The sequence below is a fragment of the Solwaraspora sp. WMMD406 genome (genome assembly GCF_029626025.1).
In the GTDB taxonomy this organism is placed as follows: domain Bacteria; phylum Actinomycetota; class Actinomycetes; order Mycobacteriales; family Micromonosporaceae; genus Micromonospora_E.
In genome coordinates, this window is sequence record NZ_JARUBF010000001.1 from 2,316,433 (window position 1) to 2,331,022 (window position 14,590).

The 14,590-nt window shown below is 72.0% G+C and carries 11 protein-coding genes and 3 pseudogenes; 5 read left to right on the forward strand and 9 right to left on the reverse strand.

The window, feature by feature from the left end:
• Positions 1-37: 37 nt before the first annotated feature.
• The 3 genes from araB to araA are packed head-to-tail and all read left to right on the forward strand — an operon-like array spanning position 38 to position 3,961.
• Positions 38-1,723, forward strand: coding sequence for a ribulokinase (gene araB, locus O7632_RS10560; protein ID WP_278113578.1), 1,686 nt, complete (start codon positions 38-40; stop codon positions 1,721-1,723).
• Positions 1,720-2,409: an L-ribulose-5-phosphate 4-epimerase gene (locus tag O7632_RS10565; protein ID WP_278113579.1), complete on the forward strand. Its 690-nt coding sequence runs from the start codon at positions 1,720-1,722 to the stop codon at positions 2,407-2,409. The genes araB and O7632_RS10565 overlap by 4 nt, the downstream gene beginning before the upstream one ends.
• A 55-nt stretch (positions 2,410-2,464) precedes the next feature.
• On the forward strand, positions 2,465-3,961 hold the full coding sequence (gene araA / locus O7632_RS10570; protein WP_278113581.1) for an L-arabinose isomerase: 1,497 nt from the start codon (positions 2,465-2,467) through the stop codon (positions 3,959-3,961).
• Here the strand turns inward: araA and O7632_RS10575 are convergent.
• From O7632_RS10575 to tnpA, 9 genes and pseudogenes are all read right to left on the reverse strand, one after another.
• Positions 3,906-4,631, reverse strand: coding sequence for a DUF6444 domain-containing protein (locus tag O7632_RS10575; RefSeq protein ID WP_278113584.1), 726 nt, complete (start codon positions 4,629-4,631; stop codon positions 3,906-3,908). The genes araA and O7632_RS10575 overlap by 56 nt on opposite strands.
• A gap of 524 nt (positions 4,632-5,155) precedes the next feature.
• Positions 5,156-6,688, reverse strand: coding sequence for an FAD-dependent oxidoreductase (locus O7632_RS10580; RefSeq protein ID WP_278113585.1), 1,533 nt, complete (start codon positions 6,686-6,688; stop codon positions 5,156-5,158).
• Between the two features lie 92 nt (positions 6,689-6,780).
• Positions 6,781-7,071, reverse strand: coding sequence for a metal-sensitive transcriptional regulator (locus O7632_RS10585; protein ID WP_278113587.1), 291 nt, complete (start codon positions 7,069-7,071; stop codon positions 6,781-6,783).
• A 10-nt stretch (positions 7,072-7,081) separates the two neighbouring features.
• Positions 7,082-9,466, reverse strand: a complete 2,385-nt coding sequence (locus O7632_RS10590) for a heavy metal translocating P-type ATPase (RefSeq protein WP_278113589.1) — start codon at positions 9,464-9,466, stop codon at positions 7,082-7,084.
• Between the two features lie 94 nt (positions 9,467-9,560).
• Positions 9,561-10,544 carry a hypothetical protein gene (locus tag O7632_RS10595; protein WP_278113591.1) on the reverse strand — a complete coding sequence of 328 codons (984 nt, stop codon included), beginning with the start codon at positions 10,542-10,544 and terminating at the stop codon, positions 9,561-9,563.
• Position 10,545: 1 nt separating this feature from the next.
• Positions 10,546-10,752: a heavy metal-associated domain-containing protein gene (locus tag O7632_RS10600; protein WP_278113592.1), complete on the reverse strand. Its 207-nt coding sequence runs from the start codon at positions 10,750-10,752 to the stop codon at positions 10,546-10,548.
• A 75-nt stretch (positions 10,753-10,827) separates the two neighbouring features.
• A pseudogene (locus tag O7632_RS10605) lies at positions 10,828-12,072 on the reverse strand (APC family permease).
• Between the two features lie 17 nt (positions 12,073-12,089).
• On the reverse strand, positions 12,090-12,977 hold the full coding sequence (locus O7632_RS10610; RefSeq protein ID WP_278113594.1) for an SURF1 family protein: 888 nt from the start codon (positions 12,975-12,977) through the stop codon (positions 12,090-12,092).
• A gap of 95 nt (positions 12,978-13,072) precedes the next feature.
• Positions 13,073-13,488, reverse strand: a pseudogene (gene tnpA, locus O7632_RS10615) (IS200/IS605 family transposase).
• A gap of 25 nt (positions 13,489-13,513) precedes the next feature.
• On the opposite strand from tnpA, the gene O7632_RS10620 reads away from it, so the two are divergent.
• Together O7632_RS10620 and O7632_RS10625 are read left to right on the forward strand one after the other, a co-directional pair.
• Complete coding sequence (locus O7632_RS10620; protein ID WP_278119963.1) at positions 13,514-13,615, forward strand: helix-turn-helix domain-containing protein; 102 nt, start codon at positions 13,514-13,516, stop codon at positions 13,613-13,615.
• Positions 13,616-13,658: 43 nt separating this feature from the next.
• Positions 13,659-14,504: pseudogene (locus O7632_RS10625) on the forward strand (transposase); the annotation flags it as partial.
• Between the last annotated feature and the right edge of the window lie 86 nt (positions 14,505-14,590).

The following is a 14,590-nucleotide window of genomic DNA, read 5'->3' on the forward strand; positions in this document are numbered from 1 at the left end:
ATAGTGGTCTGACAGGAACCCACCGCAGGGAGATCGGGTGAACACCGACCAGTACACCATCGGCATCGACTTCGGCACGCTCTCCGGCCGGGCCGTCGTGGTCCGCGTCGCGGACGGTACGGAAGTCGGCTCGGCGGTCCACGCCTACCGCAACGCGGTGATCGACCAGACGTTGCCCTCCAGCGGCAAGCCGCTGCCGCCGGACTGGGCGCTGCAGGACCCGGAGGACTACCGCGACGTGCTGCGGTACGCCGTACCGGCGGCGCTCGTCGAAGCGGGCGTGGACCCGACGCGGGTGATCGGGATCGCCACCGACTTCACCGCCTGCACCGTGTTGCCGGTGCGCGCCGACGGTACGCCGTTGTGCCAGCTGCCCGAGCTGGCCGACCGCCCGCACGCCTGGCCGAAGCTGTGGAAGCATCACTCGGCGCAGCCGCAGGCGGACCGGATCAACGCGCTGGCGCACGAGCGCGGCGAGCCGTGGATCGGCCGCTACGGCGGTCGGATCTCCGCCGAGTGGCAGTTCGCCAAGGCGCTGCAGCTGCTGGAGGAGGATCCGCAGGTCTACGCCCGTACCGACCGGTGGATCGAGGCGGCCGACTGGATCGTCTGGCAGTTGTGCGGCGTCGAGACACGCAACGCCTGCACCGCCGGCTACAAGGGCATCTACCAGGACGGCAGCTACCCGGAGCCGGACTACCTGGCCGCGCTCAACCCCGACTTCGCCGATTTCGTCCAGACCCGGCTGGCGCATCCGATCCTGCCGCTCGGCGCCCGAGCCGGCGGACTCACCGCCGAGGCGGCTGCCTGGACCGGACTGCCGATCGGCATCGCGGTCGCCGCCGGCAACGTCGACGCCCACGTCACGCCGCCGGCCGCCCGCGCGGTCGGCGCCGGCCAGCTGCTCGCCGTGATGGGCACCTCGACCTGCCACGTCATGAACGGCACCGAGCTGGTCGACGTACCCGGCATCTGCGGCGTCGTCGACGGCGGCATCACCGCCGGGGCGTACGGCTACGAGGCCGGCCAGTCCGGGGTCGGTGACATCTTCGCGTGGTTCGTCGACAACCAGGTCCCGCCGGCCGTGCACGACGAGGCCGCCCGGCTCGGACTCAGCGTGCACGACCTGCTCACCCGGCAGGCCGCCGAGCAGCCGGTCGGCGGGCACGGGCTGGTCGCCCTGGACTGGCACAGCGGCAACCGGTCGGTGCTGGTCGACCACCACCTCTCCGGGTTGATCGTCGGCCTGGCCCTGGCCACCCGACCGGACGAGATCTACCGGGCGCTGATCGAGGCGACGGCGTACGGCACCCGCAAGATCGTGGAGACGTTCGAGGCGGCCGGCCTGCCGGTGACCGAGTTCGTCGTCGCCGGCGGACTGAAGCGCAACGAGCTGATCATGCAGATTTACGCCGACGTGCTGCGTCGGCCGGTCAGCGTGGCCACCTCCGACCAGGCGCCGGCGCTCGGTTCGGCGATCCACGCGGCGGTCGCCGCCGGGGCGTACCCGGACGTGGTCACCGCCGCCGACGCGATGGGCCGGGTGCAGACCGCCGTCTACCAGCCCGATCCCGACCGGGCCGCCGGCTACGACCAGCTGTACGCCGAGTACCTGCTGCTGCACGACCACTTCGGCACCGGTGCCGACAAGGCCATGCACCGGCTGCGGGACATCCGCAACGCCGCTCTGGCCCGTACCGACCGGGAGGTAGCCGCCCGATGACCACCACCGCCCGGCCCGGCGCCGACGTGGCCGCCGAGATCACCCGGCTGCGCGCCGAGGTGTGCCGGCTGCACGAGCACCTGACCCGCTGGGGCCTGGTCACCTGGACCAGCGGCAACGTCTCGGCCCGGGTGCCCGGTGCCGACCTGCTGGTGATCAAGCCGTCCGGGGTCAGCTACGACGAGCTCACCCCGGCACACATGGTCGTCACCGATCTCGACGGCACCCTGGTCGAGGGCGACTACGCGCCGTCGAGCGACACCGAGGCGCACGCCTACGTCTACCGGCACATGCCGGCCGTCGGCGGGGTGGTGCACACGCACAGCCCGTACGCCACCGCCTGGGCCGCGCGCGGCGAACCGATCCCGTGCGCGGTGACCGCGATGGCCGACGAGTTCGGCGGCGAGATCCCGGTCGGCCCGTTCGCGTTGATCGGATCCGACGCGATCGGCCGGGGCATCGTCGCCACCCTGTCCGGTCACCGGTCGACGGCGGTGCTGATGCGCCAGCACGGCCCGTTCACCATCGGCGCCTCCGCCAAGGCGGCGGTCAAGGCGGCGGTGATGTGCGAGGACGTCGCCCGCACCATCCACCTGGCCCGTCAACTCGGTCCGGTCGAGCCGCTGCCGCGGGCCGCGGTCGACGCGCTGTACGAGCGTTACCAGAACGTGTACGGCCAACGGTGAGCTGCGGCCGGCGGATTGTTGTACTAAAGGGGGAATCGTGGTGATGGAGGCAGCGATGCGGTCCGCGCAGGTGTGGTTCCTCACCGGCAGCCAGGGGCTGTACGGCGAGGAGACGTTGCAGCAGGTGGCCGAGCAGTCCCAGGAAATCGCCGGGCGGCTGGACGCCGCCGCCGGACTACCGGTCAAGGTCGTGTGGAAGCCCGTGCTGACCAGCCCGGAAGAGATCCTGCGGGTCTGCCTGGCGGCCAACGCCGAGCCCGGCGTCGTCGGCGTGGTCGCCTGGATGCACACGTTCTCCCCGGCCAAGATGTGGATCTCCGGCCTGGACGCACTGCGCAAGCCCCTGTTGCACCTGCACACGCAGGCCAACGTGGAGCTGCCGTGGGCCGAGATCGACATGGACTTCATGAACCTCAACCAGGCCGCGCACGGCGACCGCGAGTTCGGCTACGTACAGACCCGGATCGGGGTGGCCCGCAAGACCGTCGCCGGGCACGTCAGCGACCCCCGGGTCGTCGGCCGGATCGCCGGCTGGGCGCGGGCCGCGATCGGCCACACCGAACTGCGGTCACTCAAGCTGGCCCGGTTCGGCGACAACATGCGCAACGTCGCGGTCACCGAAGGCGACAAGGTGGAGGCGCAGCTGCGCTTCGGCGTCTCGGTCAACACGTACGGGGTGAACGAACTCGTCGAGGCCGTCGACGCGGTACCGGACACCGACGTCAAGGTGCTCGTCGACGAGTACGAGCAGCGGTACCGGGTCGACCCCGCGCTGCGCGCCGGCGGCGACCGACACGACTCGCTGCGCTACGCCGCCCGCATCGAGCTGGGCCTGCGCGGCTTCCTCACCGAGGGCGGCTTCGGCGCCTTCACCACGAACTTCGAGGACCTCGGCGGGCTGCGGCAACTGCCCGGCCTGGCCGTGCAGCGGCTGATGGCCGACGGCTACGGCTTCGGCGGCGAGGGCGACTGGAAGACCGCCGTACTGGTGCGCACCCTGAAGGCGATGTCGGTCGGCACCACCGGCGGCACGTCGTTCATGGAGGACTACACCTACGACCTGACCCCGGGCCAGGAGCGGATCCTCGGCGCGCACATGTTGGAGGTCTGCCCGAGCATCGCGGTGGACACCCCGTCGTGCGAGATCCACCCGCTGGGCATCGGGGGTCGGGAAGACCCGGTCCGGCTGGTCTTCGACGCCGCACCCGGCCGGGCGGTGGTGCTCGGCATGGTCGACCTGGGGGAGCGGTTCCGCCTGGTGGCCAACGAGATAGAGGTCGTGCCGCCGGCACAGCCGTTGCCGAAGCTGCCGGTGGCCCGGGCGGTGTGGCGCCCCGAGCCGGACCTGCCGACCTCGGCGGAGGCGTGGCTGACCGCCGGCGGCCCGCACCACACCGTGCTGTCCCAGGCGGTCGGGGTCGACGAGCTCAACGACCTGGCCGAGATGACCGGCACCGAACTGGCGGTCATCGACGCGGACACCTCGGTGCGGCGGTTCACCGCCGAGCTGCGCTGGAACCAGGCGTACCACCGGCTGGCCCGCGGCTTCTGAACCGGAGTCGGCCCCTCCGCCCTGGCGCTCGAGCCCGGGCGGAGGGGCCGATGGACGGGCCGTGGATCAGCGATGGCGTGGTGAACTGGGCGGGTGCCTCCACGCCGTCCGTCGGGTCACGGATCGCGTCGGCGGTACGGCCGATGGACAGGAACTGCCCATAGAGCAGGTAGACGCCGATCGCGGCGATCCGTGGTCCGTAGACCGTGGGCGCGGTGGCCCCGTCGGGTGTCGCGGCGGTGGTGTGGTGCCCGCACGGGCAGGCGACGGTGACGATCTGGTGCTCGGTCACCACGACCCGGGGCTGCGGGATGTCGAACACCTGCCGGCGGGTCACCGTCACCTCGGCCGGGTCGGTCAGGCCGCCACCGCAGCCGCCACAGGTGTCCGGCACATGCCGGACGACCACGTCCGGATCCGCCACCTGGGACAGGGTGGTGTCCTCACCCCCGGCCGGACGGCCCGGCCGGCGACCCGAACGGCCCCGCAGCGACTTCGGCGCCGGCTTGGCCAGCCGGTCACTCGACGGCGGTTTCGACGAGTTGCTCGACGACTGCTTCAACCGGGCCTCAAGCTCAGCGATCCGCGTCGGCGCCTGCTCCAGCCGTGCGGCCAGCCCGGCGTTCAACACCAACAACTCGTCATACGACGGCGGCGGATCGGCGGGCACGGCTGGTCAACCTACCAGCCTCCACAGCAGACAACACCACCGGGATCCTTGTCGCGGCGCATCACGGTGTGCTGGTGCCGGTAGATCAGCCTCGCCTGGTCCAGGTCGTTGCCGGCCGAACGGACCAGTTTGGATGTGATCGGTTGGTCCTCCGCTCGGGCGGGCGTCGCCACCAGTATGGGGGTGTTTGACAGGGGTGTCGCACGGTGTGTCCGACTGGTGTTCGTCGGTGGAAGAATTGGCCGGGTATGAGAAGGCGACGAATGTATCCCTCGGACCTGACGGATGAGCGACAGACGGGATCGAGCCGTTGCCGCCGCTACGCAAGGAGCCTGGCCGGGCGCCGAAGCGCCCTGTCCCGACACCGGCTGGGCCCGTACGGCGGCTGTTCCGTACAGCTGCCTGGGTCCGATCTTCGGGGTCTGCGGCAGAAGCGTGCGCCCGGCAGCTGACCAGCTGCCGGGCGCACGGCCATCGGGAGGGGGAAGGTCGGCGGCTCGATCACGTCAAGGCGGCGGCCCCGCTCACGTTGTGGGCAGGTCGCGTGGTTCCAGCGGGCGGGTGGCAGGTCCGTGCAGGACGGTGCCGTCGGGTGCGAAGCGGGATCCGTGACAGGGGCAGTCCCAGCTCTGCTCGGCGTCGTTGAAGGCCACCAGACAGCCCAGGTGGGTGCAGGTGGCCGAGACCGCCCGCAGCGTTCCGTCGGCGTCCCGGTGCACCGCGCACCGGGCACCGTCGAGTCGGACGATCGCGCCGCCACCGGGTGGCAGCTGCGCCAGGGTGTCGGCGTGGCCGGCCCGATGCAGCCGGTCGCCGACGAAATGCTTGGCGACCTCGGCGTTGGCGCGCAGGAAGGTGCCGGCTTCGGCGGTCGGACGCAGCCGACGGGGGTCGAACAGGTCGCTCCAGGACGGCGGCGTACCGTCGATCCGGGCCGCGATCAGTTTGCCCGCGAGCACGCCGTTGCTCATTCCCCAACCGCCGAATCCGGTCGCCACCCACACCCGCTCGCCGCCGGGACGCAACTGCCCGATGTACGGCAGCCGGTCGGTCGTGTCGTTGTCCTGCGCCGCCCAGCGGTACGTCGGCGACCGGACCGCGAAGCGCGCCTCGGTCCAGTCGGCGAGCCGTCGCCAGCGTTCGGTGACCGATCCGGTGCCCGGGGTGAAGCTTTCCCCGGTGACGATCAGCAGCCGTTGGCCGTCGCGGTACGGCGCGGTCCGTACCGACCTGGTGTTCTCCTCGGTGGTCAGATACATGCCGTGCGGGTCCTGGCCGGCCGGGATCGGCGCGGCGACGACCAGTTCACGGTGCGGGCTCAGGCGGGCGAAGAGCCCGGCCCGGTCGAAGATCGGATAATGGGTGGCGACCACCACGTGATCGGCCGTGACGGTCTGCCCGGTCGCGGTGGTCAGCCGGTGCGGGTCGCCTTCGTCGAGCCCGGTGACCCGGCAGTGTTCGAAGACCTGGCCGCCGCGTCGCAGCAGGTCGGCGACCAGCGCGAGCAGGAACCGCCGGGGATGGAACTGCGCCTGGTTCTCCACCCGGATCGCGGCGGCGACGGGGAACGGCAGCCCGGTCTCGGTCACCAGCGACGCGGCCAGGCCCGACTCGCGCGCGGCGGCCACCTCGGCCTCGATCTGTCCGACCTGGTCGGGCTCGGTGACATAGGTGTACGCCGGCAGCCGCTCCAGCTCACAATCGATGCCCAGTTCGGCGCTGACCGTCGCGACGTGTTCCACCGCGTCGAGCTGGGACTGGGCGTACTGCCGGGCGGTGTCCTGGCCGAACGTCGACCGCAGGTGGTGGTAGACGCCGGTGTGCGCGGCGGTCAGCTTGGCGGTGGTGTGGCCGGTGGTACCGGCCGCCACCCGGTCGGCCTCCAACAGCACCACCTGGCGTCCGGTGCGGGCGATCTCCCAGGCCGCACAGATCCCGGCGATGCCGGCGCCGATCAGGGCGACCTCGGTGCGCGGCGATTCGGTCAGCGACGGGTACGCGGTCGCCGACGTCGAATCCATCCAGTACGAGGTGGGCCGTCCACTCAGCGACTCCATGGACCCTTCCATACCCGCCGCCCGTCGTTTGATGCGGGTCGGGCGGATCGCGGTCCGTGAGTGGCCGTGGGCGGGGTCTGACGGAGACGGGGTCAGCCGCGCTTCATCAGCCGGCCGACAGCCGCCATCATCTCGGTGGTCATCTCCTCGGCCTGGCCGGTCTCGGCACCCTTGTGCATGCAGTGCCGGGCGTGGTCGTCGAGCAGCCCGAGGGCGACCTTGTCCAGCGCGGCCTGAATGGCGCTGATCTGGGTCAGGATGTCGATGCAGTAGCGGTCGCTCTCCACCATCCGCTCGATCCCACGGACCTGGCCTTCGACGCGGCGTAGCCGGGCGAGGAGCTGCTCCTTGGTGGCGGTGTAGCCGCGTTCGACGGTAGCCATGTCGTCCATCCTACGCCGGAACCCCCGGGGGGTATCTACTCTCGTGGTTCGGTCGCCGGTCGGCCGTCGTCGACCCTTGGAAGCGCCGTAGCCGCAGGCTGTTGGCCACGACGAACACCGACGACAACGCCATCGCCGCACCGGCGATCATCGGGTTGAGCAATCCGGTGACGGCCAGCGGCAGCGCCGTCACGTTGTAGGCGAAGGCCCAGAACAGGTTGCCCCTGATCGTGCCCAGCGTCGCCCGGGACAGCCGGATCGCGTCCGGTGCCACCGCCAGGTCGCCCCGGACCAGAGTCAGGTCGGCCGCCTCGATCGCGACGTCCGTCCCGGTGCCCATCGCCAGGCCGAGATCGGCGCGGGCCAGCGCGGCGGCGTCGTTGACCCCGTCACCGACCATCGCGACCACCCGGCCGTCGGCCTGGAGCCGGGCCACCACGTCGGCCTTCTCGGCCGGCAGCACCTCGGCGATCACCTCGTCGATGCCCACCTCGGCCGCCACCGCCCGCGCGACGGTCGCGTTGTCCCCGGTCAGCAGCACCGGACGAAGGCCGAGCCGGCGCAGGTCGGCGACCGCCGCCGCACTCGCCGGTTTCACCGTGTCGGCGACCGCCAGCACAGCCCGCGCCACGCCGTCCCAGGCGACCAGCACCGTGGTCCGCCCGGCTCCGGCGTCGGCCGCCGCCGCGCTGGCCAACTCGTCGGGCACATCGATCCGTTCCCGGGCGAGCAGGGCGGCCCGCCCGACCAGCACGTCGTGCCCGTCGACCCGGCCCCGTACCCCCAGTCCCGCGACGGCGCGGAAGTCCTGGACCACCGGCGACCCGACGCGCTGGCGGATGGCGCCGCCCGCCGAGCAGCCCTCGGCGGCGGCGTCGGTGGCGACCCCGGCGGCGGCACCGGCGGTGATCGCCCTGGCCACCGGATGCTCGGACGCCTCCTCGACCGCGGCGGCCAGCCGCAGCGCCTCGACCCGGTCCACCCCGGCGGCGGCCGTCACCGCCACCAGCGCCATCCGGCCGGTGGTGACCGTGCCGGTCTTGTCCAGCAGCACGGTGTCCACCCGGCGGGTCGATTCCAACACCTGCGGCCCTCTGATCAGGATGCCGAGCTGAGCGCCCCGGCCGGTGCCGACCAGCAACGCCATCGGCGTCGCCAGGCCCAGCGCGCACGGGCAGGCGATGATCAGCACCGCGACGGCGGCGGTGAACGCCATCGCCGTACCGCTGCCCGCGCCCAGCCAGAACCCGAGCGTGAGGACGGCCAGCACGATCACCACCGGGACGAACACACCGGAGATCCGGTCCGCCAGCCGTTGCACCTGCGCCTTGCCGGTCTGCGCCTGCTCCACCAGCCTGGCCATCTGCGCCAGCTGGGTCTGCGCCCCGACCCGGGTTGCCCGGACGACGAGCCGGCCGCCGGCGTTGACCGTCGCGCCGGTCACCTGATCGCCCGGACCGACCTCGACCGGCACCGACTCGCCGGTCAGCATCGAGGCGTCCACCGCAGACGTGCCCTCCTCGACCAGCCCGTCGGTGGCGATCTTCTCGCCCGGACGGACGACGAACCGATCGCCGACGGCCAACCAGTCGATCGGGATCCGGGTCTCGACGCCGTCGCGCAGCACCCCCACGTCCTTGGCACCGAGGTGGAGCAGTGCCCGCAGTGCCGCCCCGGCCCGGCGCTTGGACCGGGCTTCGAAGTAGCGTCCGGCCAGCAGAAACGAGGTGACCCCGGCGGCGACCTCCAGGTAGATGTTGCCGCTGCCGTCCGTACGGGTGACCGCGAGACTGAAACCGTGGGTCATGCCCGGTTCGCCCGCGGAGCCGAGGAACAGCGCCCACACCGACCACGTGAACGCCGCCAGGGTGCCCATCGACACCAAGGTGTCCATCGTGGCTTCGCCATGACTCAGGTTGGCCCAGGCCGCGCGGTGGAACGGTGCTCCGCCGTACGCCACGACCGGCCCGGCGAGCGCCAACGACAGCCACTGCCAGTGGGTGAACTGCCACGCCGGGACCATGGCGAGCAGCACCACCGGCACGGTCAGCGCGGCGGTCACCGCCAGCCGTCGCCCCAGGGCGTCCGGCCCGGTCGGCTCGGCCGGCCCGGTCGGCTCGACGTCCGTCGCTGGCGCGGTCGAGTCGTCGCCGGGTCCCGACACCGGTCGGGAAGCGGCCGGCGGCACCGTCGCGGTGTATCCGGCCTGCCGTACCGCCGCGATCAGATCCTCGGCGCCGACGTCTCCGGTGACCTCGACCGAAGCCTTCTCGGTGGCGAAGTTGACGGTCGCGGCCACCCCGGTCATCCGGTTGAGCTTTTTTTCGATACGAGTGGCGCAGGTGGCGCAGGTCATCCCCTCGATCGCCAGATCGATGCGGACGCCGGGGGCCACGGTCGCGGCGGTGGCCGACCCGACGTGGCCGGGGGGCGGAGGCGCCGTCGGAGGTGTCGTCGGAGGCGCCGTCGGAGGTGTCGTCGGAGCTGTCTCAGTCATCGGCGGGCCCATCGGGGTCGTTCTCGGCGAGCATGGTGAACGCGGCGGCGTGCACCTGCCCGGCGTGCTGGAATTCCAGGAACAGGCGGTACGTCCCGGCGCTGGGCACCTCGACGTGGAACCCCAGCCGGCCGTCCTGCTCGGCGGTGTCGGGGTCGTCGGGCAACGGCTCGGGATGGATGTGCAGGTAGGCCAGGTCACCCGCGCGCAACGCCACCAGGTGCCCGTACGCCCCGAGGTAGGGCTGCAGGTCGGTGACCGGTGCGCCGTCCCGCGTGACCATGGCGGTCAGCATTGTGCCGGCACCGGGGCGGAGCGTGCCGGTGACGCTCACCTGGTAGCCGTCGACATCGACCTGGCGCACCGGCTCCGGCACCGGTACGGGCTGGTAGTCGCCGGCGACCGGAAGGTCGACGCCGAGGGTGATCGAGTGATCGGTGCCGACCGGCTGGAACTCGGTGAAGAGCCGGTACTGTCCCGCGTCGGGGAGGGCGAGCCGTTGCCGCCAGGTACCGTCCGCGTCCCGCCGGGGATGCAGGTGCTGGAAACCGGTGAGATCCCGACGGACCACGATGAGATGCAGGTCTCGTTCGTGGGTGGGGGTGTAGGCCGTCACTGGTTGGCCGTCCGGTCCCAGGATCCGGAAGGCGAGCTCGCCCGGCGTGCCCGGAGCCAGCGGGTCGGTGGCCAGCGGGACCAACTGGTAGCCGGCCTGGACCACCCGCAGCCCGCCCAGGGTGTCGCTTCCGTCCGGGACGGCCGGTACGGGCCGGTCCTGGGCGGTCGGGTGGTCGTCGTGGGTCTGGTCGTCGTGGGCGGGCCCGTCCTGGGTCTGGTCGGTGCTGGCGGTGCCGTCGCTGGCCGGGGCGATCGCGGCTGGCAGATGGGGGCCGACCAGCCGGCCGGCGCCCAGCGCGAGGGCGAAGGCGACGGCCAACGCCAGCGTGTACGCGGTGAGTCTGGTCGGCGCGCGCATGTCAGTCGGCCAGTTCGTAGCCGGCCTCGTCGATCGCGGCGGCCACCGTGGCCCGGTCGAGCGGCTGCTCGCTGTCGACCGTGGCGGTGCCGGCGCTCAGATCGACGGTGACCTGCCGTACGCCGGGCAGGTTCGACAGCTCACCGCTGACGGCCTGCACACAGTGCCCGCAGGTCATGCCCTTTACCGCGTAGGTGTCGACGGTCATTCTGGCCTCCTCGGTACGATTACCCGGTTGGGGTATCGGCTCGACCGTAACACATACCCCCAGGGGGTGTCCGGCTCAGCCCGTGCCGGTCGCGCGCCGGGCCCGCGCGGCGCGGCCGGCCCACCAGACGACCCCACCCACGCCGAACACAACCAGGCCGGCGGCGACCGCCGTACCAGGCAGTGTCGCGGCGAGCAGCAGACAACCGGCCAGCCCGACGGCCGGCACCAGCGGCGGCAACCGGCCCTCGTCGCGCCCCAGCGTCCACGCCGCCGCGTTCGCGATCGCGTAGTAGACCAGGACCCCGAACGAGGAGAACCCGATCGCCTCGCGCAGATCGGCCACCAGCACCAGCGCGCAGACCGTGACGCCGACCACGATCTCGGCCCGGTGGGGCACCCGACGACGGGGGTGCACCGCGTCCAGCCCGGCCGGCAGATGCCGGCCGCGCGACATCGCGAAGACCGTCCGGGACACGCCCAGGATCAGCGCGAGCAGCGCACCGAGCGCGGCGACCGCCGCGCCGGCGCGGACCACCGGCACCAACCAGCCCACGCCCGCCGCGTCGACCGTCGCGGCCAGCGGTGCCGTCGCGGCGGCCGTCCCGGCCGGCCCCAGGACCCGCAGTACGGCCAGCGCCACCAGCGCGTAGACGACCAGGGTCACCGCCAGCGCCACCGGGATCGCCCGGGGGATGGTCCGCTCGGGGTCGGTGACCTCCTAGCCGAGCGTGGCGATGCGGGCGTACCCCGCGAACGCGAAGAACAGCAGGCCGGCGCCCTGCAACACCCCCCAGCCGTCGACCAGTACGGCGGCCGGTGGGGCGGCCGTACCCGGTTCGCCGGTCAGACCGGCGACCACCACCGAGGCCAGTACGAGCAGCACGAATCCGACGGCGATCCGGGTGACCAGCGCCGACCGGTGTACGCCGAGCAGGTTCAGCCCGGTCAGCGCGACCACTGCGGCGACCGCGAGCGGCCGGGCGTACTGCGGTGCGGCGTAGGCGCCGAAGGTGAGCGCCATCGCCGCGCAGGAGGCGGTCTTGCCGACCACGAAGCCCCAGCCGGCCAGATGGCCCCAGAGGTCGCCGAGCCGGCGCCGGCCGTAAACGTAGGTGCCGCCGGATTCCGGATACCGGGCGGCCAACCGGGCCGACGACATCGCGTTGCAGTACGCCACCAGCGCGGCGACCGCCAACGCGAGCGGCAACCAGGCCCCGGCCGTGGCCGCCGCCGGTGCGAAGGCGGCGAAGACTCCCGCGCCGATCATCGCGCCCAGCCCGACCACCACCGCGTCGCCGGTGCCGAGCCGGCGCGCCAACTCGCCGCCGCCGACGGTCACGGCCCGGCCGATCCCGCTTCCGCTTCCGCGCCCGCTCGACCAGCCGTGGTCGGGTCTCCGGCGGCCCGGTCTCCGACAGCCCGGTCTCCAGCTGCTCGGTCTCGGGCGGCGGCCTCGTCGGCCGGCTTCGCCCCGCCGGTGGCCTCCCGCCGGGCCAACCAGCCGAACCCGACGAGGGTCATCGCGGCGAAGATCCACCACTGGGCCACGTATCCACCGTTCTGCCAACTGTTCTCGTGCCGGACCGCGACGGCGGCCAGCCCCGGGTCGGCCGGTGGATCCTGCTCGTCGAGCAGCACGTAGCCGCCGTGAACCGGGTACGGCAACTCGGCGGCGAGTTCCGCCGTCGCGATCCGCCGGCTTTCCAGCTGGCCGTCACGGCGGTGCACCGCCCCGGACATCTGCTCCGGCTGGCGCAGCAGCCCGGTGACGGTCACCTCGCCGGCGGGCACCGGCGGGACATCGGGCGGGGCGCTCGCCCCGCTGTCGGCGGGCGGGATCCAGCCCCGATCGACAAGTACGGCGGTGCCGTCGGCCAGCACCAGCGGGGTCACCACCTCGAAACCGACCCGGCTGTTCACCGTACGGTTGCGGATCAGCACCTCGTTGGCGCTGTCGTAGCGGCCGGTCGCCGTCACCCGGGTCCAGGTGAGGTCCGACGGCGGCGCGGGCGCGGCGGTCCCGGCAGCCCCGGCCGGCGCGGACAGCACCTCGGTCAACGGCACCGGCGACGCGTCGGCGGCGGCGTCGATCCGGTCGTTGATCGCGCTGCGCTGCTGATAGCGGTCGAGCTGCCAGTTGCCCAACTGCACCATCACCGCGGCCGCCACCAGCGCGAGCGCCAGGTAGCCCAGCCAGCGGGGGGTCAGCAGGAACCGGTACACCTGACGGAGGCTACCGGATTGCGGGCCGGTGCTCCGGCCTTCGGGCCGGGGGTGAAGGCCCGTGCTGGGAGGGCCGCCAGGGCCCGAGCAGTGTTCTAACCTGGCTGGTTCTGCTGCTCGATGTACTGCTTCACGGCGCTCGGCGGCGTGCCGGCGACGGAGCCGGCGAAGTACGAGCCTGACCAGAGCTTGTTGGCCCGGTAGAAGTGGCGTGCGAGGTCGGGGAATTCCTGCCGCAGGCGGCGCGACGAGACGCCCTTGAGGCTGTTGACCAGGCGGGCCACGGCGACTTTGGGTGGGTGGTTGACCAGCAGGTGGACGTGGTCGTGGCCGCCGTTGAACTCGACCAGTTCGGCCTCGAAGTCGTGGCAGACGTCCCGCATGATCTGTTCCATGCGGGTCAGGTGCCGGTCGGCGAACACCTCGTGCCGGAACTTCGTGACGAAAACCAAATGGACGTGCATCGCGAAACACAGTGCCTGCCGGTACGGACACCTTCGAGTTCTGCCATAGACCAACATGATATCGTGTGGTTCGTGCAGCTCCGGTACCAGTTCCGGGTCTATCCGACACCCGACCAGCAGATCGCGCTGGCCCGGGCGTTCGGATGCGCCCGGGTGCCGGTTCCGGTCCCGTAAGGACAACCGGCAGGCTGTCCGCTTCACCCGCAACTCCCGGTTCACGGTCCTGGACAACGGCCGTCTGCGGCTGCCGAAGATCGGCGACCTCACGGTCCGCTGGTCGAGGTCGTTGCCGTCGGACCCGTCCTCTGTGACGGTCATCCGGGACGCCGCCGGGCGGTATTTCGCCTCGTTCGTCGTCTCGTCCACGGACGAGCCGCTGCCCGAGTCGGACTCGGAAGTGGGGATCGATCTGGGGCTGACGCATTTCGCGGTCATGTCGGACGGTACGAAGGTGGCCGCACCCAGGTTCCTGCGCCGCGCGGCCCGCAAGCTCAAGCGGCTGCAACAGGCCCTGTCCCGCAAGCAGCGCGGGAGTCAGAACCGCAAGAAGGCTGTGGTGAAGGTCGCCAGGGCACACGCCCGGGTGGCCGACACCCGGCGGGACTGGCAGCACAAGCTGTCCACGACGATCATTCGCGAGAATCAAGCGGTGTACGTCGAGGATCTGTGCGTCGTCGGTCTCGGCCGCACGAGGCTGGCGAAGTCCGTCCACGACGCGGGATGGTCGTCGTACGTCGCCATGGTGGAGTACAAGGCGGCGAGGTACGGACGCACGTTCGCCCGGGTGGACCGGTGGCTCCCGTCCACCCGGATGTGCTCGGACTGTGGCCGGGTCAACGAGAAGATGGCGCTCGACGTCCGGTCGTGGGTGTGTCCGTGTGGCGGTCTCCACGACCGGGACGTCAACGCGGCGATCAACATCAAGGCCGCCGGGCAGGCGGACTTCAACGACCGTGGAGCGCGGGTAGGACCGGGACCCGTCCCGGCACCGCGCGGTGAAACGGTAACCCACCAGAACACCGCGCGTGACACGCGCGGTGTGGCTGGAATCGCCGCCGCTTAGGGCGGCGAGGATGTCAACAAGGCACCGGTCGGTACCGACCGGTATGGTCTTGCGGCCGTCACCGACAATCGTGCGACGACGGTCGG